Annotated in this window: 15 protein-coding genes; 11 read left to right on the top strand and 4 right to left on the bottom strand. The window is 44.0% G+C overall.

The window, feature by feature from the left end; all coding sequences use genetic code 11:
• The first annotated feature begins 92 nt into the window (after positions 1–92).
• The 8 genes from QUB26_RS00930 (at position 93) to recG (ending at position 9,011) form a co-directional block, all read left to right on the top strand.
• The gene (locus tag QUB26_RS00930; protein WP_333147759.1) at positions 93–779 is read left to right on the top strand and encodes a hypothetical protein; all 687 of its coding nucleotides are present in this window, start codon (positions 93–95) and stop codon (positions 777–779) included.
• 895 nt (positions 780–1,674) lie between these two features.
• Positions 1,675–2,076, top strand: coding sequence for a plasmid mobilization protein (locus QUB26_RS00925; RefSeq protein WP_333147757.1), 402 nt, complete (start codon positions 1,675–1,677; stop codon positions 2,074–2,076).
• 50 nt (positions 2,077–2,126) lie between these two features.
• A complete protein-coding gene (locus QUB26_RS00920) occupies positions 2,127–3,788 on the top strand; it encodes a relaxase/mobilization nuclease domain-containing protein (protein WP_333316170.1) in 1,662 nt (553 codons plus the stop codon).
• Between the two features lie 385 nt (positions 3,789–4,173).
• Positions 4,174–4,512 (top strand): hypothetical protein, encoded by a 339-nt coding sequence (locus QUB26_RS00915; protein WP_333316168.1) that lies wholly within the window; start codon positions 4,174–4,176, stop codon positions 4,510–4,512.
• Between the two features lie 70 nt (positions 4,513–4,582).
• Entirely contained in the window at positions 4,583–4,867 is a 285-nt protein-coding gene (locus QUB26_RS00910; RefSeq protein WP_333316165.1) for a GIY-YIG nuclease family protein, read from the top strand.
• Positions 4,868–5,080: 213 nt separating this feature from the next.
• On the top strand, positions 5,081–6,163 hold the full coding sequence (locus tag QUB26_RS00905) for an alpha/beta hydrolase (RefSeq protein ID WP_333147748.1): 1,083 nt from the start codon (positions 5,081–5,083) through the stop codon (positions 6,161–6,163).
• Between the two features lie 6 nt (positions 6,164–6,169).
• The gene (locus QUB26_RS00900) at positions 6,170–6,355 is read left to right on the top strand and encodes a hypothetical protein (protein WP_333147746.1); all 186 of its coding nucleotides are present in this window, start codon (positions 6,170–6,172) and stop codon (positions 6,353–6,355) included.
• Between the two features lie 562 nt (positions 6,356–6,917).
• A complete protein-coding gene (gene recG / locus QUB26_RS00895) occupies positions 6,918–9,011 on the top strand; it encodes an ATP-dependent DNA helicase RecG (RefSeq protein ID WP_333316163.1) in 2,094 nt (697 codons plus the stop codon).
• A 505-nt stretch (positions 9,012–9,516) separates the two neighbouring features.
• Here recG and QUB26_RS00890 read toward each other — a convergent pair.
• From QUB26_RS00890 to QUB26_RS00880, 3 genes are all read right to left on the bottom strand, one after another.
• Positions 9,517–9,864, bottom strand: coding sequence for a transposase (locus QUB26_RS00890; protein WP_333147741.1), 348 nt, complete (start codon positions 9,862–9,864; stop codon positions 9,517–9,519).
• 54 nt (positions 9,865–9,918) lie between these two features.
• Complete coding sequence (locus QUB26_RS00885) at positions 9,919–10,329, bottom strand: hypothetical protein (protein WP_333316161.1); 411 nt, start codon at positions 10,327–10,329, stop codon at positions 9,919–9,921.
• Positions 10,330–10,403: 74 nt separating this feature from the next.
• Entirely contained in the window at positions 10,404–11,477 is a 1,074-nt protein-coding gene (locus QUB26_RS00880; RefSeq protein WP_333316158.1) for a hypothetical protein, read from the bottom strand.
• Positions 11,478–11,542: 65 nt separating this feature from the next.
• On the opposite strand from QUB26_RS00880, the gene QUB26_RS00875 reads away from it, so the two are divergent.
• Positions 11,543–11,716 (top strand): hypothetical protein, encoded by a 174-nt coding sequence (locus QUB26_RS00875; protein ID WP_333316156.1) that lies wholly within the window; start codon positions 11,543–11,545, stop codon positions 11,714–11,716.
• A gap of 2 nt (positions 11,717–11,718) precedes the next feature.
• Positions 11,719–12,342 (top strand): siphovirus Gp157 family protein, encoded by a 624-nt coding sequence (locus QUB26_RS00870; protein WP_333316154.1) that lies wholly within the window; start codon positions 11,719–11,721, stop codon positions 12,340–12,342.
• Positions 12,343–12,581: 239 nt separating this feature from the next.
• On the opposite strand, the gene QUB26_RS00865 is transcribed toward QUB26_RS00870, so the two are convergent.
• The gene (locus tag QUB26_RS00865) at positions 12,582–12,806 is read right to left on the bottom strand and encodes a hypothetical protein (protein WP_015179627.1); all 225 of its coding nucleotides are present in this window, start codon (positions 12,804–12,806) and stop codon (positions 12,582–12,584) included.
• A 188-nt stretch (positions 12,807–12,994) separates the two neighbouring features.
• Here QUB26_RS00865 and QUB26_RS00860 point away from each other — a divergent pair, with 188 nt between their 5' ends.
• A complete protein-coding gene (locus tag QUB26_RS00860) occupies positions 12,995–16,564 on the top strand; it encodes a hypothetical protein (protein WP_333316152.1) in 3,570 nt (1,189 codons plus the stop codon).
• Positions 16,565–16,648 lie beyond the last annotated feature (84 nt).

Below are 16,648 nucleotides of genomic sequence, written 5' to 3'. Positions count from 1 at the left end.
GCCTTGCTCAGCTTGATTGACGCTATTCGAGTTGGTCGGGTGCGGGAGCAACGTTTAGCCGCTAGCGAACTTGAAAAGAGGATCGTCGCTCTATGAATCAGCAGATATTCATGCTGGAAACAGTCGCCCGGATACTCTCTCAAGTACGCACTACCATCGTCTTCACAGGAGGAGCAACGATATCCCTGTATCTGGACGAAGTGGCTGCTCCTGACATTCGACCTACCGATGATGTTGATTGTGTTGTCGAAATCATGTCCAGAGCTGAATATTACAACTTCTCGAACTTGTTGCGAACCCTTGGGCTTCAAGAGACTACAGAATCAGGTGCACCCCTATGTCGCTGGCAGTATGAGGGCATTTCAATTGATGTCATGCCGTGCGACTCCTCTGTATTAGGGTTTTCCAATCGCTGGTACAGGCCGGGCATTGCTAACTCTATTCGCTACCAACTTCCAAGTGGTAGGCAAATCCTAATTTTTTCAACGCCTTATCTCCTCGCTTCCAAAATAGAAGCTTTCATGGGTAGAGGCGGGGGTAACTTTTATTTTAGTTCTGATATTGAAGACATTGTGGCACTGCTTGACGGGCGTTTTAGTTTGTTCGAGGAAGTGCAACAAGCTGACTATGAAGTGAAAGCATTTTTATCAGGATGGTTTCGAGCCGAGCTTGCAAATCTGTGCGAAATCGCGCCTGCTTTCCTCTCACCCGTTGCTAAAAATTCAGGTCGCACTCGCTTGCTCTTGCAAAGAATTGAAAGGCTGGCGATGGTAGTTTAGTAGTTAACTGCTAGCAATAGACAGCAGCGGACACTCGATCGAGGTAAGCCTTACACTCGCGAACAGCCTCAACGGAACGCAAAAACCAGATAGTCCAGCCTCAGCTTTATTGCTGGCATAGTGGGTACTACACTACAAAATCACTTCATAAATTTTAGCTACCTGCCAATTTTCTCACACTTGCTCAACTTGATTTTTTATTCAATTCCGATGCCACAACTTGACTATTAAGTCAATCCACTTGTTGTTAAAAACGCTAAAAAATTAGCTAATTGTTGCGTCAGCTAAAGTCAGGGATTTGCAGTATAAAGTCAGGGATTTGCAGTATAAAGTCAGGCAAGTGCAGGTATTTGCAGGGGGTGCACTTTACCTGCAAATCCCTGTAAATATCCTGCAAATGCCTGACTTTTTCGGTCAAATTACTGCTTTTTTGTGCAGAGACTGCCTTTGCTGGTTGAGGCTGCTTTTGGCTGTTCTTGATTAGTAGCAAGCAATGGTTTTGTGATCACAAACCGCACTTTTACGTGCAGGAAGAGAAATAATGCACCCTCCTTTTACGGAAGCCTAACCGTAAGGTCGGGTTTAATACTTTCTTTAGCTTTAATGACAACTGTAACTATTTGTACTACGATTTAAGCTGAATATTCTATAGCTCTAAGAAATTAGAGGGAGAAAATGCTTCAAAAGCAATTCAACAAGCTCATCACTTATTCAAGTGCGATCGCACCTAAATCCACTATTCTATACAAATAAAGAAAATTATACTCAGTCTCTACCTTAATAAACTGTCTAAACAGCCCTCTCCAATTGGGGGGGATAAAATCACCTGAATAGCGCTTGTCGATTACAGTTGTTAACTTGTATCTTGGTAAGAGGTTTTTACTGATTAAAAACTATGAAGACTTTACCGTCCGTCAAACCTAGAGAGCTGCTATCCAACCATATTCACATTCGCCTAACTGACTCTGACTACAATCAAATCAAAGCAAGAGCAGAGCAAGTAAATTTAAGCATGAGCGACTTCATGCGCCGTGCAGCTTTGAGGAGAACCATGCCACGCCCTCTAGCTGCATTTGACTTGAAAGCCTATCAAGTTTTGTGCAAGATTGATACCCAATTGAGGATTGCAGGAAACAACCTCAATCAAATTACTAAAGCTTGCAATAGTGCTGTGGCATTGGGAGAACCAGTTGTTGTCAATAAAGGACTCTTAGAAAGCGTACAGCAACTCATTCGAGAGAACCAAGCTACAATTAAAGCAATAGTTGCAAACCTTACCAATTCTACAGTCCGCTAATTTTTAACAAGCCTGAGAAATTGATGTAATAAACCTACTGCGAAACGGTTATGATTGGCAAACAAATTAAAGGTACAGGCTTTCGGGGCTGTCTGAACTACGTGCTGGGCAAAAAAGACGCCGCTCTAATTGGCGGTACTATGTGCGGACAAACTCCTGAAGAACTGGCTGCTGAATTTGCGATCGCCCGACAACTAAGACCTAACCTGAAAGTAGCAGTTTTTCACGCCACTTTATCTGTCGATAGCACCGAAAAACTAGAAGATTCTGAAGAAAATGACCAACGCTGGCTGGCGATTGCAGCCAACTACATGAAAGCGATGGAATTTGACAACAACCAATACGCAGTTGTCAAGCACAGCGATACACAACACGACCACATTCACATCGTCGCCAGTCGCATTTGTCTAGATGGAGGTGTCGTTGACGATAGCTGGGATTATTACAAAAGCCAAGAAACTATTCGCCAACTCGAACGGAACTACAGCCTGGAAACTGTTACACCCAGTTGGGAAACAGACAAACGAGCTCAGACTACAGGAGAACACAGACAATTAAAAAGCAAGGGAAACAAGAGCGTCAGGGTGCAATTGCAAGACCTAATTGATGAAGTTACCCAAGACAACCCAAGTATGCCAGAATTCGTTGAGCGGTTGCAGCAACAAGGCGTAGAGGTGCAAGTCGGATTGACTCGAACTGGAATCGGCTTGAGTAAAGGCATTTCTTACAATTTAGATGGGGTCGCTTTAAGTGGCACTCAGTTGGGTAAAGCCTACACTTTTTCTGGATTGCAGAAGCATCGAGGCGTTAGCTATGACAAAGGGCGAGATAACGCCCTAATTGAGGCTTTAATGCAGCCACAACACTTAGCTATCGCCCTCAGTGAGGCAGAGGAAACTGAGCTAGAGTCGTCACAATCCGAGTTAGTAGCAACCGCACCTGCAACTCCTGCAAGAGAAAATAAATTAGAGTTGTCACAATTCGAGTTAGTAGCAGGCGCACCTGGAACTCCTGCAACAGCAAATGAGTTAGAGTCGTCACAATCCGAGCTAGCAGCAACCGCGCCTGCAATTCCTGCAACAGCAAATGAGTTAGAGTTACAACTGTCTATCCTGCCTGAAAGGAATGAAACTCAGTGGCAAAAAGTGCGCTCGCATCTAGCAGTCGAGTACAGTTTACCTTTAGAATTGCTTGAAAAATTGCACTCTCATTCTTGGCTGTATGCCGGCTCAGAAAAGGCTGTCTTTACAGGACGGACGCTTGACGGGGAAGCCCGGTTCGCTTTTGTCCTCGATGAAAGAGGCAACTTTACTACAACCCATCCCCTGTCATCTGAAGCTGCTTTCTGGGTAGCCACTACCGGAGAAATTGAGCGAGCTGTAATTGCCTGTAACCCAATCGAAGCCCTTTCACTTTTGCTTATTGAACAGGATAACTCTACAACAGCACCACCCACAATTTACCTAGGAATTGAACGAGCTTCACAACTACCTATACAATTCTTACAAGAACTCGATAGCGTTATTATAGCGATTGCAGAAAATTCTCAGCTCGCTCGAAATGCGCGATCGTTGCTACCCGATGCAGAACTTGTCAATCCACCGTCAAGTTGGAATGATATCTGGATACAATTAATTGAACAAGAACAGCCAACTCATAAACAAAATCACCAACAGCATAAACAGCACACCCAAAACCTCGAACTGGATTAGTTATTGCCACTTAAAAATTTGATTTTTATTAAATAAAAGCGCTAGCTAACAAATTTCCTGGTTGCGACATAAATTACTGGGTAGTTCTGGCATCTCAGGGTTTTGATAACGGTGGGTAAACCGTTTTATCCCCCCAATTATTCTTACCAGGCAGGAATACCAATTACTGATATTGCTACCACTAATTTTGACAGCTTTTTTAACGTATTTATCAACTATTTTGGCGTAACTATTAAGTAAATTGAGGCCGTGCTTGCTCAAATAATTTGTGAGTCAACATGGGTAAAAATAAATTATTTATACATTTTATCGTACTCACTAACATTTACGAAAAAACAAATTTATGAGCGCTGTCGCGCCCAAAAATAAAGCATCGGAAAAAAAAATGGAACTATCGCAAACCTACACCTATTACTTCAATAATTTAACCTGCGTCCACCAAACAGAAAACGAACTGTACATCATGGGCAAGGAAACAACACTTGTACTGAATTTTCAACAAACAAGCTATCAAACGCTCGACAAAATAATCCACGCTCTGCGACTTTTGAGAGACAAAAAAGTCCAAAATCGAAAGTCAATTATTGAACAAGAACTGCTGGCATTAAACTTCCAATTCCCTCTCGAAAGCAACAACGACAGCAACAACGACAGCAACAACGACAGCAGCAATGGTAGCAGCAACGGCAGCCACAAAAACTGCGAGCTAAAAATCGACTGGTAATTCAATTATGCCGGAGAGACAAGTTTGTTTCTCCGGCAGCCAATAGCAAACATTAAAACCACATTCAAAAATGGCAAACACAATAGCAGGATATGTATATCTCCTGCACTTTGAGCAGCCGATATGTCCGACTCATCCGTCTCAACACTATGTCGGCTGGACTAAAGATTTGGACGAAAGGCTTTATCAGCATAAAAAAGGCAGAGGGGCTAAGTTTTGCGGCGCAGCCCGAGAACGCGGAATAAAATTTGTTCTGGCAGAATGCTGGGTTGCAGACAAAAGTTTTGAGAGAACAATCAAGAGGCAAAAGAACCACAAACGCTTCTGCCCTATTTGCACAAATTTGGTAAACTAAGATAATGCAATGTTTGCAACACTGATGCTTGACCGGAACTGTTTTGTCCTACAAATGCGTGTAGGCGTGAACTATCGTTCTGTATCTTTGACCTACTTAATTCTCTCTCAAATCCTGGCTAGCTGGTTTACAGATTACTGCTACCATACCTCACACTTAGTAGTAACCGCCATATTAGTTTAAGCTGATTAAAAATTAGGAGCAGAAAATCCGATGCTCCCCAAGAATAGCCGCAAAAAGTTACCATTATTGGCAGCGTTCTTAATCTCGCAATTTATCCCTTGGTTCTTGAGTGCGATCGCGCTATTTCTCAGTTTATGGGTCATCGTACCAGCACCCACGCTGTTTCTGTACCCTTTGGCGGTGGGAGCACCAGAAATTAGTCCTTGGTTAGTCGGTATCAATGCGATCGCCCTTCTGCTGAACCGGCCCAGACGACATCAACGCAAAGTCTACATTATTTTACCGATTTGTAACCTGTTCGCCCTAATTCTGAGCCTGCTTCCCCTGATGCAATTCCCAGAAGCCAATGCAGCAATAGCTACCGAAATGCAAGCAGTTCTAGGAACAAACTATTTAGCAACCGTTCCTCAAGCTCTACGCGCGCAGCTACACCCTCAACCGTTTATCCTAGCAGATGCGTTCCGGGGAATTCCGATTAGAGAGGTTAGGATCGATCGGGCTATTGGATTTGCCAACCCTGACGGAGTTTCACTGCAACTAAACCTTTATCGGCCGGTGGAAATTGGCAAATATCCGGCGATTATCACACTCTACGGGGGAGCTTGGCAGAGAGGCAATCCCGATTCCAATGAGGAATTCAGCCGCTACATGGCCGCCCAAGGCTATTGTGTGGTTGCAATTGCTTACCGCCACGCTCCCAAGTATCGATTTCCTGCTCAGCTTGAGGATGTACAAGCCGCTCTTTCCTATATCAAAACTCATGCTGGTGATTGGTCCATCGATCTCGATCGAATTGCTTTGATGGGAAGGTCTGCAGGTGCCCATTTAGCAATGCTAACTGCTTATGATTCTAGTGTGCTTCCAGTTAGAGCAGTGGTGAACTATTACGGGCCAAACGACCTTATTGGGGGATACAATGACCCATCTTTTCCTGATGCGATCGACGTTCGAGCCGTCTTGCGTGCCTTTCTGGGAGGAACCCCAAACGAACTCAATGAGCTTTACCACCGGGCTTCCCCCATTAATTATATTAAACCCAATCTTCCCCCTTGCCTACTGGTTTATGCAGGTCGCGATCATATCGTTCAGGCTAAGTTTGGGCGATCGCTCTAGGAACGATTGCGAGCCACGGGCGATTCCCTACGGGATAGCTTCGCCGCGCGTACTATTTTGCTCGAAATTCCTTGGGCTGAACACGCCTTTGATGCAGTTTTTAATGGCCCTAGCAATCAACTTGCTTTGTATTATACAGAACCTTTTTTGGCTTTGGCTTTGAAATATTCCGATTACCAGCCAATTAAATAAAAATTGAAATTTTACTCATTTATGCTTAAATAAAGGCGCCTCAAACTGTCTTAATTATTGCCATAAATCTCTTCTGTTTAAAATCTTATAAATTCCAAAAACTACGCCAGAAAGGTTTTGTGGCGCTGCTGAATCAAAGTATTATTTTGCCTATACGTAATTAGGGCTGACTGAATAAAAACAGAAGGCAGACCAGATAAGGGTTTCAATCTTTTTGGGCTCGAACAAGTACAAGTTATAAGATAAGCGAGGTTCAAAACCCTTGGACTTTCACAGGGAAGTCTCTGGGTAAATTTGGGAATTAGGCAACGAACCTACTATTTTTCAAGCTGTCTAGTCTCGTTTATCCACTCTGTACACTTTTTTAGCAAGCCCTAATTATAAGAGTGCTTACCCGTCACGTCAGCGGTGGGCAACTACGGGGTGATTGCCCCTACAAATTTAATACCCAAATTCAGCCACGCCAACCAAAATTTTCCTCCTTGTTGATAGATGGATTAGCCCTCGGGAAATGAGCCGCGTTCGCGGCTAACTCTCAGCCAATTCAAATCCCTTCAAAAATATGGATTTAACTCTCACCTTACAACATTTGTCTGGGATTGCTGTTCCAGAAGCTCAAAAATTAGCAAAACTAGGTCTTCGCACCATTGCAGACCTACTCTACTATTTTCCTAGAGAACATCTCGCCTTCAAACGCACTCGGATTGCTGAGACAAAAACAGGAGATTGCGTAACAATTGCAGGCAAAATTATCAACCACAGTATCTTCGACTGCCGTACTAAACCAGAACTTACATTACAAAAATGGATTGTCTGCGACCAAACCGGCAGAATAGTTTGCACTCAATTTTACAACCACAGCTATTACCAATCGCAACTATGGCGTTCCCACCAAGCCGAACTTTACAAACAAGGTGCTATTGTATTAGTGACAGGAAAAGTCAAACAAGATAGCTATGGTAAAACCATCAGCAACCCAACAGTTAAAGTTGTTAGCTTTGAAGATGCTAAAGCCAGCACGACCTCTATTGTACCAGTTTACCGCTTAACTAAAGGCATAACTAACGAGCTAGTCCGGCATTGTATTCGTACAGCACTTGACTGTGTTGGTTTTATTGAAGACCCGCTGCCACAACGACTTCGCAAACGTTTTGGGTTAATAGCTCTCCAAAAAGCTATCGCACATATTCACTGTCCCCCAGACAGCAATACCCTCGAATCTGCCCGCCACCGCTTAGTGTTCGATGAATTTTTCTACTTGCAATTAAGGCTATTGCAGCACCGATATACCTTGCAACAACAGCCAGGATACTCCCTAAACTCAACAGGAAAACAGCTCAGAAAACTTTACAAGAATTTACCTTTTACCCTAACCAAAGCACAGCAAAGAGTCATTGCCGAAATTCTGTCAGACATGAGCAAACCAACTCCGATGAATCGCTTAGTACAAGGAGATGTCGGTGCCGGCAAAACAGTAGTAGCAGCAGTCGCCATCCTTGCAGCAATTCAATCCGGTTATCAAACAGCACTAATGGCACCGACTGAAGTGTTAGCCTCCCAACACTACCGCAAACTCAGTGAATGGTTTGAGCCGCTGGGATTGTCTGTAACGCTGTTAACAGGCTCCACAACAGCTAAGATTCGTCAAGAAATTGCCAAAGGATTAAACTTGGGGCTTCTTCCCTTGCTAATCGGTACTCACGCACTGATTCAAAATACTGTAAGCTTTAAGAAACTGGGTTTTGTGGCGATCGACGAACAGCATCGATTTGGAGTTCAACAGCGGCTCAAGTTGCAGCAAAAAGGCATTAGCCCTCACATTCTGACAATGACCGCCACACCCATCCCTAGAACTTTAGCCCTGACACTGCACGGCGATTTAGACATCAGCCTGCTGGACGAACTGCCACCGGGGAGAGAGCCAATTCAAACTCAGCTATTTACGAGTAGAACTCGCCACAAAGCTCACGAAATAATTCGACAACAAATCCAACTGGGCTATCAAGCCTACATCATTCTGCCACTTGTCGAAGAATCTGAACGGCTTGACCTCAAAGCCGCCATTGAGGAGCATCGGTACTTGAGGGAAAATATTTTCCGCAATGTCAATATCGGGCTGCTACACGGTCGCATGAATTCCGCCGAGAAAGAAACAGAAATCGCCAACTTTATTGCCCATAAAACTCAAATTCTCGTCTCTACGACGGTTGTTGAAGTCGGAGTTGATGTCCCCAATGCCACAGTCATGTTAATCGAACACGCGGAACGATTTGGCTTGTCACAATTGCACCAACTCAGAGGCAGGGTAGGACGGAGCACGGCACAATCTTACTGCTTGTTGGTAAGCGATTCCAAATCAAATAATTCTAGAGAGCGGCTCAAGATAATGGAAACTTCGCAAGACGGCTTCTTTCTAGCAGAAATGGATTTGAGATTGCGAGGGCCAGGTCAGGTATTAGGAACCCAGCAGGCGGGACTGCCAGAATTTGCCAAGGCTGATTTAATCAACGACCAGGCCATACTAGAGCAAGCTAGGAAAGCAGCACAGTTGGTAGTCGCAAAAGACCCCACTCTGGAAAGGTGGCCCGAACTTTCACAAGAATTGTTCCGGCGACAGCAGGTTAACAAACTCGATGCAGAAGCAGCACTTAACTAATAACCTGTTGTGCATCTAGATTAGACTTGAATTGCCTAAATCTTTGATTAATAGGTTAACCGCAGATTCAAGACAGCTCAACGCAAATAAACGCAGATAATTTCCTGATTGAAGAGCGAATAAATGCAATGCAACTCTATTGTCTATGGTGCAATACGCTTGGGTTAACGCTCTCTAACGAATTCTATCTCTGTTACGATTTTATGGCAATATATGCATCTTTTAAAAGTCAGATTGTTCTTAACCCAAGCATATTGGTCTATGGTGTTCGAGGGAGAGAGGATTTGACAATTTTTGAAGGTCATTGAGCTCTACAATTTAAATGCAGTACAACTTACTAATTGCATAAATAGTTGCAACTGAGTGTTGAGTTTTATGATTCTACTCAACACGCAGTTGCTTGTGCATAAGTTCTGTAGCTACTGCTTTTGCCAGCGAGCATCTACCCCTCGCCCCCGACATTGCAAACGCCCAGCATCTCTCTCCCGGCGCAATAAACGGCGAATTAAATCAATGCCCACTGTCGGACACCTTTCCTGCAACCCTCTAATTGAACTGCGGGTATCCCTTTTTTCCTGGTTTCTTGGCGAAAGCAATTAGCCCAAAAACGTTGGATAGCAAAAATGGCACGTTCGGCAGAAGCCTGACGTGCCATCGAATTAAGCTTACCTGCCCATTCAAACTCTTTTGCCATAATGGCGCATTGTTTGTACAGGTCAACTAACTTAACCCCTTGATTCTCTGTCCAATACCTAAGAGTTTTATTTCGGACAAATTGAGCCGTCCTAATCATCTCGTCAATGACTCGGTATTGCTTCCCTTTGGCTTTCAACTTAAACTCTAATGTTATCATTCAAATATCTTACCGTATTACGAAACACTATGTTTACAAAATGCGTATGTTTAATCATTCTTTACACTTTATAGAAACTAAAGCCGTCCTAGAAGGACGGGGCTTTAAACCCAATTTTTCTGATAAAATAAACCCTGTACTAAAAGGAATGTGGGTATAATTGGTGTGAATTGTAGTTAGCACGTCCCGATAACCCGCAATTTCTTGTTCTGAACGATCGCGCGGCGTTGTTTTTTCAGTTACTAATTTCTTAATCCGTTCTAGCGGCACAGTAATGCCTTCAATGCGGTTAGAAGATTCGGTACTCTGAATTACCGCAGCTTGGCGCAAAGTGCCTAAAACTTGTGGGGCTTGTTGTTGGAATAACTCCTGCTTTCCCTTGTACTCTCCAAGCAAACGAATTGTTTGCAGAAGTCTTTGGTTGAGCTGTTGACTTTCAATGAACCCCTCTTCAAATGACAGCATCTCTATTTTATCTCCTTTGTATTAATTATAAACATTTATTGCAGTCAATAAGTCGGATATTGCGTGCGCTCGCATCAAAACTTTGAAACCCGATTGCAAGCAGAACCGACGCCAAATCCAGATAAATAAGTAAGGCGATAGTTGCTTTTAGCCATAGCCCTTGCCTCTCTTGTTGTCCAAGGTTTGACGCTTAGCAAATCGGGCTCAGTTTCCAGTTGCTTTAAATAAGAGCGATCGCCCGTTACAAAGGCGATCGCAATCGCCAAGAACTTGCAACAGCTCAAAGGAGCCTGAACCACCTGCTTTTCAGTAAACCTAACCACAATCCAATTCCACTCTAAGAATAATTGATTGCGGCGCATATCCCTGTCAGCATCGCAGCAGTGAGTGGGCTTCTTAGATTTGCCAGCATAAGGTTCATCAATCTCGACATCAATTCCGAGTCCAGATGGAGTGTGAATTACAGTAAAATCTGCTGAATAGCTCCTCTGAGATGACGGAATTTTAAACTCTGCTGCTTGGACAACTTCCTCGAAATATTGCTGCAAATATTGTAAAAAGCGTTGTTCACTCACTCCTTGCCGAGCTTGAGATGTGCCCTTAGAACTAACCCGAAGTGACATCAAATCCTTGAGCGCTCGATTTCTGGAATCCAACTCAAGTTTTGCGATTTTTAAACCTGTCTGCAACCCTTCTTTTTCCACCTTAAAATTAGAAAATTCTTGCTGTTTATTCGAGGATAAATGTTGATGAAATAATATATTTTGTTGCTTGTACTCAAGAATTTGCTGTTTATACCTGGATAGCAGTTTTTGACGGCAACCAAACACATAACTATAAGCAGCCGCAATTAAACATGAATAAGCAGCTACTACCAACAGCATTTCCCACCACAGCCAACCCCAAGAAATAGCTAATAGCGGAAGTGCGATCGCACCATAGAGCCAAAACACCCAAATTAACCACAGCAACTTGACAGGTAACACCACAGGTGGTTGAGGCGGAGTCAGCAAAACAACAGGTTGCTCGAATTGTTGAGTTTCTTGAAGTTGGGATGAGGTGGCACAACTAGAAGTTGCCTCTGGCAAAGGATATTGATGGCAGAACTGCATTACCACTTTTGGGTAAAAAATTATAGGATAATTCATAACTTTAAATACTCCTTTTTTTTAGAGCGCGGTCGCGCTATTTTTAAGAAAGTTTTTTGAATTGTATGCAAAAAATCACCCAGTCAAACTCACAAAATTTAACTCATTCTCAACCAGGTAGCAAAATTCAAAAGGACAAACAAAGCTCTCTTAAATCCGACGAGGTAACAATGGCTGCGCTTACTCAACTCGAAGAACGCCGCGATTATTATCACACCTGCATCAACGGAGGATACTAAGCATGAATTTAGCCACAGCGACGCTTGCTCAAAGTTCAATAACTGCGGCTCAACTTTGGCATCAACTAGAATCTGCAGAAAGCTCAGAAGAAATCGACCAACTGCTGCAATCCCTTTGGCAAACCCAAGAAACCCAGGAACTCGCGGTTGATGCCCATGCCGACTTAGCCGACCAAATTGATGCCGAAATTGCAGGAATTACAGCCCGGATGCAGTATTTGATAGAACTGCATTCAAAAGCTCTCAACAAACTCCAGGGGTGGAGAGAGCGGTTGGACAAAACCGTTCTCTACTTCAACGAGTGCGGCGTGTTAACTTCAGAAATTATTGGCAAACACCGCCGCATTACTGTTAAGGAAAATCCGCCTACCTGTGAAGTTTCGATCGATCCATCTCAACTACCAGAACCCTATCGTCGAGTCGAAACCAAAACCGTAATTTCTGCCGACAAAAAGGCGATTGCAGACGCTTGGAAACAAGGAATGCCTGTAGATGGTACTAGAGTTTTCCGCAAGCGCAAAGTGGTTTACAGCTTGCTTCCCGGTAACAATTTGCACTCTCTTCAAGCCAACCAGACGCTTGAGAGTCGTTCTTCGGATAAAACGCAGTCCAAAAAACGGCGTTAGCCATCTTTTTAGGTGTCAGGAATACCTTGATTTGACACCTAAATTATTAGACATATCCGAATTAGACACCTCCGAATTATACCATTTATGAAAAGTCATGCAACAGTAGCTAGCAACAGTAGGTTGATTTCGTGAAATAAACCCAACGATGCAGATTGTAGCAAGACTTTTTAGAAATGGTATTACAATGTGACACGTTTGTTTTGTAAGAGCGAAGACTTAATTTCGGTCGGTATCTCTTATAAATCAATCCAGTATTGAGGGTTCTCCACTTGTTCTTCGGTGACGTTGAACAACGTTGATGCTCTACCTTTAATAACCCCGTCAGCATCAAAACTCAAACCGCCAAACTGCTGACTGTTTTCACCTTCTCCAAAAGCAACGCGAGCAAGTGCATCGCTATCGCTATCAGAGAAATAATCCCGTTGGCTTTCCATAGCCGTAGTTGTGCGAACTACTTTCACTTTTTTTCTCCACATTGGGATTGTCATTCTGATTGTAACACGCTACTTATTTCTTCTAAACCCTCCAATTGGAGGGGGAGAATATCACTCAGTAGCAGGAATTTGTGAAGTAACAACCTTGTCAAAATCGGGACTATTACTGTGCGTAAGTCCTAAAAATGTAAAAACTAGGATTCAGGAGCTAATCAATGAGCAGAAGAAAACTTACCCCAGAATATCGCTCCACAGAATGGGTAGCTGGGGAAGGACTAAAAATCCCAGTCTTTGATATGTCCTTGACTGACGGTAGAGCAAAGGGGCGGTACCAAGCTGAATCAGAAGTGCTGCGTAACTCCCTGCTTGAACTGCTTTTTGAACCTGAAGAATTAGCATCCCTAAGCATCGTTAAACCCGACCCAAATGATAGCAGCTTCGACCCTCTCAAAAACATCGACTTCGGAGATGGTATTACCAGAAGAGTTGCTTTCAGCTCCGGCAAAAATGTGTACTTTGCAGACATTGAACTCTCAACCCAACTGTTGAGCGTATTCAAAACCCAACCCGACCACGCCTGTCGCTACGGCTCACTGCTAGTTAGCAGTTGCAACCAAGGAGCCAAATTGTTAGATAGCTCCCTTGACGGCGAAACCTTGCGACTCAAAATTGTTGATTCTCAAAGCGATGACCCGAGTGAAAAAGCGAAAGCTCATAAGTGGCAAACCGGAGACTGTCACGGTAAAATTTCACCGGCACTAGCCCAACAATTAGGAGGGAATTACAACCGACCTTTTCAATTCAGATTTGCCTGGATGCAGGAATGGGGACAAGAAGACTGCCATACCCCAGAAATTAGCTTTCTTGCCAAAGGAACGCTGTTGCCTGATGCTAATTTAACCTCCGACTTGGGTTATGATATCATCATGGATCGCTCCTCTATCAAAGGAGTTGCCGCATTGCAATTAGCTGAACTTATCCCCTGTGGCGACTACGAATTTCCCAAAGCTATACTGGGAAATCGAGGCAACGCCAAAGTAACTGAATACGAAAATTCCTGGCAATTTTCGATTTGGTATTCCGAAGCAGCTATTGGGGCTGACATAGCCACACCGACCAAAATAGAAGCCCAAAAGCTAGCTGACTTGCAAAATAACCGGCTGCAACTTGCCAAATACTTAGTAGAGCAACACGACAAAAAAGCTGCTTTTCAATCTAGCCTTCACGAAGACAGCAGCGGATTAGAAGACGAAACAGATGAAAAAGCCCAACGCAACGAATCCCGGCTAATTTCAATTTTGAGGAACGACAAACTCGGTCAACTCCTCGACTTTCCCAAAGTCGTCGATTTCATGCAAGAACAACTGGCTAAAAAGTGGAAAGACTTAGCAATTAAAGGAGCAATTCATCACGGTTCAGCAATGGCTCAACCTTGTGAAAACCTCCAACCCGGTACAATTGTTGCGCCTCACTTGCGGCACGGCACAGAAGTTATCGTTACCCGATACCCAATTGTCAGTAAAGATAACATCCGCCGCTACACAGTAGACAACAAAAGCCATCGCGCATTAACGAAATACAAAGGGTGCGTTTTCATTCACCCAGACCAAGCCATGCAGCATCACCAATGCGATTTTGATGGCGATCAATTAGTGATTACGCCTGCTTCCCGAATGCCGAATATCGCCTCTGAAACCAGGCACGCTAATCAAGAGAATGAGTACGATGCAGTTGAGAAGCGAGAGAAAGTTGACTACAATAAAGCTACCGATAGTGATGGCGATCGCAAGTATACCAAATTGCGGCAAATTGCCGTAGCCATAGCCCAAAATAAAATCGGCTGGGTGGCTACCTTAATCGGGAGAGTGCAATCGTCAGCAGCAGAACCGGGACAGCCAGAAAGTTTATTCAATCAACAGAAGCGGCAGCTTCTTGGAAAGCTGTTTGATGCCCTGCAAATTGAAGTGGACAGCCCCAAAAGTGCTACTCGCACCGAAGACCACCACCCCACCCTGCTGTCCAAGGCTAAGCAGTGGTCTGAACAGCACCCAAGCTACTTATTTGACTACAAAGACGACCCCAGGCTTTACAAAACGGTGCCATTACCTATAGGAGACGGCACCGCTATCAATTGCATCGCTAGGGAGGCTGTTAATCCAGAGTGGGAACCGACTCGTCTAAAAAGCCGCCACCGCGACGAGTTTCGCTACTTGTTTGAGTCTCCTTCTGACTTAGATGAGCGAGAAAAATGGGAGAAATATTATGTCAGGTGGGCGCAAGATATTAAGGAACGCTATCGAGAAAGGATGGGTGAAATTCACTTGGAGTGCGGCGGCGATTCTAAGGCAATTAAAGAAGCAGTCAGCAAGTTATACGAGAGCTTAAGAGCCGATGTAACTGAAGCTTGGACTGACCCTGAAGAACGGTTTTTAGCTGCTAGTGCTATGTGGCACGTCGAAACCGCAAATCCCAACTTAGAAGTCCCTCGCAAAGCTTGTAAGGAACTTTCTCGCCAACTGCTGATTGAATTCAACCTTGAACCTGAGTACGAGCGACTGCACGAAGCAATGCCAAAAGACACTTACGTTCTGAGCGTCCCTTTCGAGGAATTTGAACGGGACGGCAGCAATAAAACTGTCATGGATAAGAAGCGACAGCCAGTTGGCAAAGACTTAGCTGGACATTGGAAAGAATTGTTAGACACCAAAGGTATTAAATATGAAGCAACTTTGCATCCGAGCCTGCCAATGGTCAATTTTGCCTTAATTGAACCCAGCGACCAACTGGTGGGAATTCTTGAGAAGAAGTTTTGCGAAAATGTCAACGACATCGACAGTTTAGACTTAACCTACCGCGATGGTCTTGGTCGCACCAAAGATGTCAGTTCACGCATTGTAGCTCCTGCTGATTATACTTGGCTTGAGTCCCAAAACCAAACACCTAAAGCAGCATTGGTTCTCAATTTGTTTACAGATGAAATTTGCCAGCAATTGCAAACCTTTCAGTTTGACAGAGCTGAACTGATTGGACAGAAGTACAATGACTTGAAAGATGTTGACTTTAGCAGTCCCAAATGGAGGCAGAAAACATTGACTTTTGAGGTGGGTTCTGTTAGCGGTAGCGGTTCGAGACGCGACGGCAGCCCTATTGTCCTTCTTGACGGACAAGAGCTAGCCATGTTCTCTGCTAATTCACCTAAATTGCCGATCGGTACTACCTTTGAGGCCACTATTGAACCCTCCCCTAAAGGCAGCGCTCTGATCTTAAACATCAACCCTAGCTCTGTGCAACTAATTGAATCAGTTGAGGAACTTTCAGAAGTCCCGCCAACCTTTTGTCAAGACCGATCGCTATCCGTATCGACAACTCTTTGTCAAGAGCGATCACTTGTATCGCCAACCCCTACCCAAAAGCGATCGCAATCCGTATCGCCAACCCCTACCCCAAATAAACCGCCGTCTCAACCCCAAGACATTGCTGCCAGCCCCGCCTACCTCTCACAATTGCTGAAAGATGCGATTTCTGAAGCATATAACCAAACTGGAGAAACTAAAATCCCTGTGGGGAACTGGACAGCTTTTATTAGCCAATCTCGCAATAATGTTAGGTGTTTAGTCAGAGATGAAGCTGATAATCCGGTCTTGGCTGCTGACTTGAAAACAGGTCAAATCATTAAGAAACTTTCTGAAAACAACAGCTCTCAGTTTATCAAATACCTCAAAGAGGTTGATGCTGAATTAGCTTCTACATCTTCACCAAAAAGAGATGCAGATACACAACTTTAACATCAACTACCCTACATCTAAGACCGGGTAAGTGTGAACGCCAAGAAAGCTCGTTGACCGAACAGTTAGTTTTTTAGCGAGTTC

Source organism: Microcoleus sp. B4-C1 (assembly GCF_036705285.1).
Classification (GTDB): domain Bacteria; phylum Cyanobacteriota; class Cyanobacteriia; order Cyanobacteriales; family Microcoleaceae; genus Microcoleus.
Note: the sequence above shows the minus strand (reverse complement) of the source record. Positions and strands in the feature narration are given on the sequence as shown.

Bases quoted from the DNA above. Each gene is read 5' to 3' on its own strand.
- QUB26_RS00930 (WP_333147759.1), top strand. From the start codon at position 93: ATGAATCAGCAGATATTCATGCTGGAAACAGTCGCCCGGATACTCTCT.
- QUB26_RS00925 (WP_333147757.1), top strand. From the start codon at position 1,675: ATGAAGACTTTACCGTCCGTCAAACCTAGAGAGCTGCTATCCAACCAT.
- QUB26_RS00920 (WP_333316170.1), top strand. From the start codon at position 2,127: ATGATTGGCAAACAAATTAAAGGTACAGGCTTTCGGGGCTGTCTGAAC.
- QUB26_RS00915 (WP_333316168.1), top strand. From the start codon at position 4,174: ATGGAACTATCGCAAACCTACACCTATTACTTCAATAATTTAACCTGC.
- QUB26_RS00910 (WP_333316165.1), top strand. From the start codon at position 4,583: ATGGCAAACACAATAGCAGGATATGTATATCTCCTGCACTTTGAGCAG.
- QUB26_RS00905 (WP_333147748.1), top strand. From the start codon at position 5,081: ATGCTCCCCAAGAATAGCCGCAAAAAGTTACCATTATTGGCAGCGTTC.
- recG (WP_333316163.1), top strand. From the start codon at position 6,918: ATGGATTTAACTCTCACCTTACAACATTTGTCTGGGATTGCTGTTCCA.
- QUB26_RS00890 (WP_333147741.1), bottom strand. From the start codon at position 9,864: ATGATAACATTAGAGTTTAAGTTGAAAGCCAAAGGGAAGCAATACCGA.
- QUB26_RS00885 (WP_333316161.1), bottom strand. From the start codon at position 10,329: ATGCTGTCATTTGAAGAGGGGTTCATTGAAAGTCAACAGCTCAACCAA.
- QUB26_RS00880 (WP_333316158.1), bottom strand. From the start codon at position 11,477: ATGAATTATCCTATAATTTTTTACCCAAAAGTGGTAATGCAGTTCTGC.
- QUB26_RS00875 (WP_333316156.1), top strand. From the start codon at position 11,543: ATGCAAAAAATCACCCAGTCAAACTCACAAAATTTAACTCATTCTCAA.
- QUB26_RS00870 (WP_333316154.1), top strand. From the start codon at position 11,719: ATGAATTTAGCCACAGCGACGCTTGCTCAAAGTTCAATAACTGCGGCT.
- QUB26_RS00860 (WP_333316152.1), top strand. From the start codon at position 12,995: ATGAGCAGAAGAAAACTTACCCCAGAATATCGCTCCACAGAATGGGTA.